General features: G+C 45.3%; 4 protein-coding genes. 3 read left to right on the plus strand and 1 reads right to left on the minus strand.

Translation table 11 applies throughout. The features are described 5' to 3' along the window. Window positions 1-591 precede the first annotated feature (591 nt). The 3 genes from VE944_RS29510 to VE944_RS29520 all read left to right on the plus strand — a co-directional run bounded on the left by VE944_RS29510 (window position 592) and on the right by VE944_RS29520 (window position 5,152). Entirely contained in the window at window positions 592-735 is a 144-nt protein-coding gene (locus VE944_RS29510) for a hypothetical protein (RefSeq protein WP_324985896.1), read from the plus strand. Between the two features lie 136 nt (window positions 736-871). Next, window positions 872-1,348 carry a hypothetical protein gene (locus tag VE944_RS29515; RefSeq protein ID WP_324985899.1) on the plus strand — a complete coding sequence of 159 codons (477 nt, stop codon included), beginning with the start codon at window positions 872-874 and terminating at the stop codon, window positions 1,346-1,348. Between the two features lie 633 nt (window positions 1,349-1,981). After that, window positions 1,982-5,152, plus strand: coding sequence for a HEAT repeat domain-containing protein (locus VE944_RS29520; protein ID WP_324985902.1), 3,171 nt, complete (start codon window positions 1,982-1,984; stop codon window positions 5,150-5,152). 271 nt (window positions 5,153-5,423) lie between these two features. Here VE944_RS29520 and VE944_RS29525 read toward each other — a convergent pair. Continuing rightward, a partial coding sequence (locus tag VE944_RS29525) for a M48 family metalloprotease (protein WP_324985905.1) occupies window positions 5,424-6,904 on the minus strand: 1,481 nt, incomplete at its 5' end.

Here is a 6,904-nt window from a genome sequence, read left to right on the forward strand (position 1 = left end):
TTTTTGAAGCAGCCGTAGGTGCGACGGTAGCCTTCTCGAATTTCATTTACAAAGGCATCAATTAAAATTTCAGTGGCATTGAACATATCTGGTTACTCTGGTAAATACTAATTATTTATTGGTTTGATTTCAAAATTCCATCATCAGGGCCACCCTTGCTGGAATTTAATCTCTCTCCTTCAAGGACAGAGGCTTAAAAACCCGATTATTTCATTGCTCCTCCCGGAGGGGAGGCTGGGTGGGAAAAGTTCGTCGAACTCATGTGAATTTAGGACAAGACATTTTGCTCCTTTGTAACTCACCTATAGCTATGGACGCTAGCTTGTCCTATGCCTAAATTGCATGGTAGAAAATAATTTCCTAGTGACACAAAGGCTTCAGAGGAATTATCGATGCCGGACAAAAACATTTTATTGATATAACTTTATACATTAAAAGTCGGATTTGAATTTAGATTAACTAGATTAGCTTCACTAGTTTTTCATATCTAACCATTGGTTGACGGTGATCTAAATACATTTAGTGTGTGACCTTGAGTGCCTAGTACTGTAAGGCAGAGGTCAAAAGTCACGTATTCAAAAGTCTTTAATTTTGGCCTTACTGGCTGTAATAAATGGTAGGTTTGTTTCCGCCGACCTGCTAGCCGATGTTCACAGCAGTGTTGTTAAGGTGCAACAACTACAAACTCAGTTGGAACAAACCGTGGTGCGATCGCACGGACGAGTCAGGGAGTAAAATTCAAAGTATCTCTCCTATTTGGAAAGAGGTTAATTTCGCCATTCCCCACTCCCTACTCCCCATTTCTTAAGACTGTGCGATCGCATTTACCAATGGGAATCATAACAAACAGATTCACCTGAGTAAATATCCAATGGCTTACCAAAACATTACCGCGTCCCTTTCCGCAGCAGATATCCAAGAAATTAAAGCAGCCTTTGCGACTATCCAAGCAAAGATGCCTTTTCTGGTAACTCTGAGTGTGGAAGAACGACGCAAGTTATTTAAGATGGGCGATAAAAGCCTAGCTTTTGTCAATACTAGCCTGACTGCTGCCCAGTCTAACCGAGACATTTTACCAGCTAGCTTTGATGTAGATGAATTTGTGCGCGATTATCAATTAGCTGCAACGCTTACCGAACTGTTGATTAAACTGCAACAACTGACAGAACAGGTAGATGATACCCTAATGGCAGTCGGTAGCGAAGCAATGGGTAGCAGTTTGACAGTTTACGACTACGTAAAGACTGCTGCTAAGAAAACTCCAGGTTTAAAAACTATTGCCGAACAGTTAGGGGAACGGTTTAAAGCTATTAAAAGTAAACCTACTAAAACTGCTTCTGGTTCATAGGCTTTAAACCTTGCGGGAGAGTCTTTAGGGATTTCCAACAAATAAATTATTCAATCTTGTGGGGCGGGCATCTTGCCCGCCTTTGGCTATGGGCGGGCGAAACGCCCACCCCACAAGAATTATTTGAGTATTTTTTTATTTGAAAGTCCTTTAATACTCGTGAATGAGTCTTTTATACTCGTGAGCGAGTCTTTAATACTCGCAGGAGAGTCTTTAATACTCGTCGGCGAGTCTTTGATACTCGTGGATGAGTCTTTTATACTCGTTGGCGAGTCTTTTATACTCATCGACGAGTCTTTTATACTCGTGAATGAGTCTTTTATACTCGTAAATGAGTCTTTTATACTCGCGGATGAGTCTTTTATACTCGTGAATGAGTCTTTTATACTCATGAGCAAAGATTAACATCCAGTCTGTTCTCTTACTTTGCGCTCTTTGCGTCCTTTGCGGTTCGTTTCTTCATTCTCTTATTCCTGCCTGAACGCAGCATAGTAAATTTTCAAATTTGGGAAGCTCCCACAAATACAAACTTAAAAACCCAAAGAAAATCTGACCTTCTCAATCAGGAATTAAGAATTACAAGCTTGGTATTATACCGATAGCCGCGTGTAATCTGCCGCCTTGCCCTGATTTATGCTCATAACTCCCCGCCACACTAACAAGCTCTCCCTCTTTTTCCTTTTCTGTTTCACCCTACTCCTGACTTTCCTCCTCTCTCTACCTTGGGTAAACGCTGAAGAAACCCCCAAACTCAAACCCCAAGATTGGCAGATTAACGGTATCGTAGCAGCCCTAACAGACCCAATACCCGAAGTCAGGGCTACAGGAACAGAAAACTTAAAAAAATATCAGCTAGATAACCCTAAAACGCAGATAAAAAACTATGATGAGCTTGTAAAACAGTTTGCCAAACAGTTGCAGGATAAAGATTCAGCAGTTTCCCGTGGTGCAGCAGCACAGGTACTAGGGCAGATGCAAGCCAAAGAACTAGCTCCACAAGTTGCGAAACTGCTCTCTGACATTAATGTCCGTAATGCAGCAGCAGAGGCACTAGGGCAGATACAAGCCAAGGAAGTAGTTCCACAAGTTGCGAAACTGCTCACAGATTCTGACTGGAATGCGCGTTATGCAGCAGCACAGGCACTAGGGCAGATGCAAGCCAAGGAACTAGCTCCACAAGTCGCGAAACTGCTCACAGATCCTGACTCTGATGTCCGTAGAGCAGCAGCACAGGCACTAAAGCAGATGCAAGCCAAGGAAGTAGTTCCACAAGTTGCGAAACTGCTCACAGATTCTGACATTAATGTCCGTAATGCAGCAGCACAGGCACTAGGGCAGATGCAAGCCAAGGAACTAGCTCCACAAGTTGCGAAACTGCTCACAGATTCTGACTGGAATGCGCGTTATGCAGCAGCACAGGCACTAGGGCAGATGCAAGCCAAGGAACTAGCTCCACAAGTTGCGAAACTGCTCACAGATTCTGAGAGTAATGTCCGTTATGCAGCAGCACAGGCACTAGGGCAGATGCAAGCCAAGGGAGTAGTTCCACAAGTTGCGAAACTACTCACAGATTCTGAGAGTAATGCCCGTTATGCAGCAGCACAGGCACTAGGGCAGATGCAAGCCAAGGAACTAGCTCCACAAGTTGCGAAACTGCTCACAGATTCTGAGAGTAATGCCCGTTATGCAGCAGCACAGGCACTAGGGCAGATGCAAGCCAAGGAACTAGCTCCACAAGTTGCGAAACTGCTCACAGATTCTGACAGTAGTGTCCGTAATGCAGCAGCACAGGCACTAGGGCAGATGCAAGCCAAGGAACTAGCTCCACAAGTTGCAAAACTGCTCACAGATTCTGAGAGTAATGTCCGTTATGCAGCAGCAGAGGCACTAGGGCAGATGCAAGCCAAGGAACTAGCTCCACAATTTGCAAAACTGCTCACAGATTCTGACGGTAATGTCCGTTATGCAGCAGCAGAGGCACTCATCAAACTAGGGCAACAAGATTTGCCAGTTGTTGTCCAAGTTCTAGATTCAGTTCACTCTTATCCCTCTGAGATTGGTCAACTCAGGTTTTTAGCTCATTTTTTGGCAGGTGGGAAACCAGAAGTAGAAACTCTTATGCAATGGGTTGGTAAGCCTAAAATACGGCCAGAAAAACCGAACCATGATCAGGGAGTGAACACAATGCAAGTTTTCGAGAAAGCCTGGAAATATTGTGATTCTCTGCCAGAACTGCGAAGAGAACTAGCAGAACAAATTTCTGAAGTAGCCGCAAACAAAAAAATTATTTGGAAAGTTAAGGATATTGATTTACTGAATCAGCATTACAGCAACCTCAAAAACGTTAACTCCACCCACGCTGATGCACTAGGGTCAATAATTAATACTGTGGAATATTGGCAGTGGTTTCTCAAAGCCAGAATCACTATCCTGTCTCACGCCACCTTTTGGCTTGCCCTCATCTTTGCCTACCCCAAATTTCCCCAAATCCAAGCCATCTTCTTTTGGAACCCTTGGGTACGCCGGATTCTCGGCGTCGGCTATGTCGGCTTTCTCCTCACCTGGTTCCCCCCCTTCCGGCGCAAATTATTTGAACCCTTCAAACCTTCCCTATTAGCCGATGCCGGGTTAGATAATTTTTATGAGCAATCATACTTCCCAGAATCAAAAGTCAAAATTCCCACATCAGGAGACATCCAGCCAATTACCGCAGCCTTACCCAGTATTCAAGGACAAATTATCTTAGAAGGAGATTCCGGCTTAGGCAAGTCGATGTTTCTGCGTCATCTGTTGAAAAGTTCCCAGCGCATAGTCGTTTATCTCCCCGCCCAAAAGTGTCATAAAGGCGTAATTGAAGCCATCCAAGACAAGCTACACGGCCAAGCCCAAGACGCCGGCTTCCTAAAAAACCTGATTTACAGTGGCGCGATAGATATCTGCATCGACGGACTCAACGAAGTCACCGCCGAAACACGCGCCAAAATCTGCCAGTTTGTCGAAAGCTATTTCCGGGGCAACATTATCATGACAACCCAGCCCCTAGAGTGGACACCCCCCTCAACAGCCAAAACTTACTACTTGCAGCCCCTTGAAGAAGAACAAATTCAAGAGTTTTTGATCTCCCGTCAGCCGCGACTCCCCAACGATGCCCAACTTCAAGGTGCTGATTACGAAAAAGCTTGTACCAATTATTTAACAGAAGTCCTCAATCACCAGCAAGCCCAAGAAGAGTTAAATGCTGTCCGCCGCATTCTTTCCAATCCAATGGATCTAACAGTGGTATCGCTCATGCTATCACAGGGCAAACACCCTAATTTGTTTCGCCTGCAAGAACAGCAATACAATTTAATGGCGGCAGAATACCTCAAAGAATGGAATCAAGAATTTCCCTTAAAGAAATTCTCAGCCGCCGTTTACGAAATGCGACTCCAAGACAAACGAGCCTTACCTGGGGATGAATTTCACCAAGTTGCCATGTCTTTAGAAGACGACAAATACAAGATGGTAGTCAGCCGTCAGTGGCAAGATGAAAAAGGCGAAGCCAAGAAAGAATGGTACTTCCGCCACGATAAAATCATGGATTTCTTCTTGGTGCAAAACTTTCTGGGCGAAACTGATACCGCCGAAGGACTATTAGTTGATAGAATGGGCGATCCGCGTTTTCGTGGCGTTTATTTCTTGCTAGCAACGTTGCTTCCTTTAGATGCAGCCAAAGAACTGCGGGAAGATTTGATTCAATACGCGGCGGATACTAAAGACAATACGGTGAGTAATACTTTCGTGCAGTTGTTGCGAACTAGATAAGGAACTTCCAAATAAAAAAATATACAACTATTTATTGTGGGGTGGGCGTCTCGTCCGCCCATAGCCAAAGGCGGGCAAGATGCCCACCCCACAAGATTGGATAATTTACTTCTTGGAAGTCCCTAAGTGGAGCATTGAGCAATTAATAAAAGAACCCCACCCCCAACCCCTCCCCGCAGGCGGGGAGGGGAGACAAAGCACAGCTTTGGCGGGGTGGGGTTCTCCGGGTTTAATAAGAAGTAATTAAGCAGACATCATATTACTGGTTATATTAACTTCGCTGTGAAGAAGATTGTTTCTGTTTGGAAACGCCACGCTGAGAGTTTAAAAATGGGGGAATGGGACAATCTAGCGTCATTGCGATCGCTCTTAGTAAATCTGCTTCTGACTGTGTAACTTTGTTATCCAAAAGTACCGTGTGGGCGCAGGCATCAACAATCGCTTGCTTCAGTTTGGGACTGGCAAGACGGAGGCGATCGATACTCTTCTTAAGTTCAGTGAAATTACAGGTTAGTGGCATGTCTGGTTTTTGTTGTTCTCCAGCTTTGGGAAGTCGAAAAACTCCAGAACGAAAAGCATAGGCGATGTCTTCGGTGGACGCATCGGGTTGGGAATATCCGATGCGGGCAATGACGGACAATACTAATAAACTATCTGGCCAAATCTCTTCTATAGAGGTAAATTCGACTGTTGTCGCAGATGTGGGATTTATATTAGGTTGGAGGCGATGCCACAGAATTAACTGCAACACAAAATGCCACAGTGATAAGCTTCCTGTAGCTACAACTAAACCGTGGACGCATTTGCACAACCTTTGGCATTCTTTAGCAGAATTTTGACGCAATACGGGTACTGCTAAATCTACAAGTGGCAAACGAATTCTGGGATCTAACTGGCTAATTTCGCTGCTCAATTCCAGGGTTTTATTTACCAACTCAGCAGGCTGCACCTCGCGTAACCAAGCAATTTGACGTTGTTGGATCTCGATATTTTCAGCATCTAACGCTAGGGCAAAAGCGATCGCCATTGCACTTTCCTGCTCCCGCACACCCAAGCGCAGAGATTCCGGTAACTGCGATAACAGCCCTTGAGCATGGGCAAAATGTTCTGGTGTGACGCTTCCCACTTGCTTTACAACCTGTTCTGGCGTGGGGCCAGAACCACCCGCAAAGCCCATTGTTAGAGATTCCTGGGAGGGGGAACGCGCCTGATTGCGAGATGGCATTGCTGCTAAATTGCTGACGTTCAAACCCCCAACGCGGCGGATACGTTCTGCTAAGGGTGGGTGGGTAGAAAACATATTTTCCCAGAAAGAGGGGTTGAGGGCGTTGCCAAAAAACATGTGGCTAGCGGCTTCTGCTCCAGGCGCAATCAAACGTGAATCCATGTTTTGGAGTTTTTGGAAGACTCCGGTAAGTCCGTTGGGGTTGCGAGTGAACTGTACAGCCGAAGCATCAGCGAGAAATTCTCGTTGGCGAGAGACGGCGGCTTTAATCAAGCGCCCGCAGAGTAATCCGATACCGCCAATTGCCATCAGTGCTAAACCAAAAGCCCAGATAGGTAAACCCTTATCTTCTTTGCTTAAGCGGAAATCACCGCGAATGCGCCACAACAACTCCCCAGTTAAATAAATGAACAAAATCCCATGCAAGAGTCCCACCAAACGCAAATTTAGCCGCATATCTCCATTGAGAATATGACTGAATTCGTGGCCAATAACTCCTTGTAGCTCATCCCGGCTCAGGTGTTCCA

Origin of the sequence: Nostoc sp. (genome assembly GCF_035638895.1) — a bacterium.
GTDB lineage: Bacteria > Cyanobacteriota > Cyanobacteriia > Cyanobacteriales > Nostocaceae > Nostoc.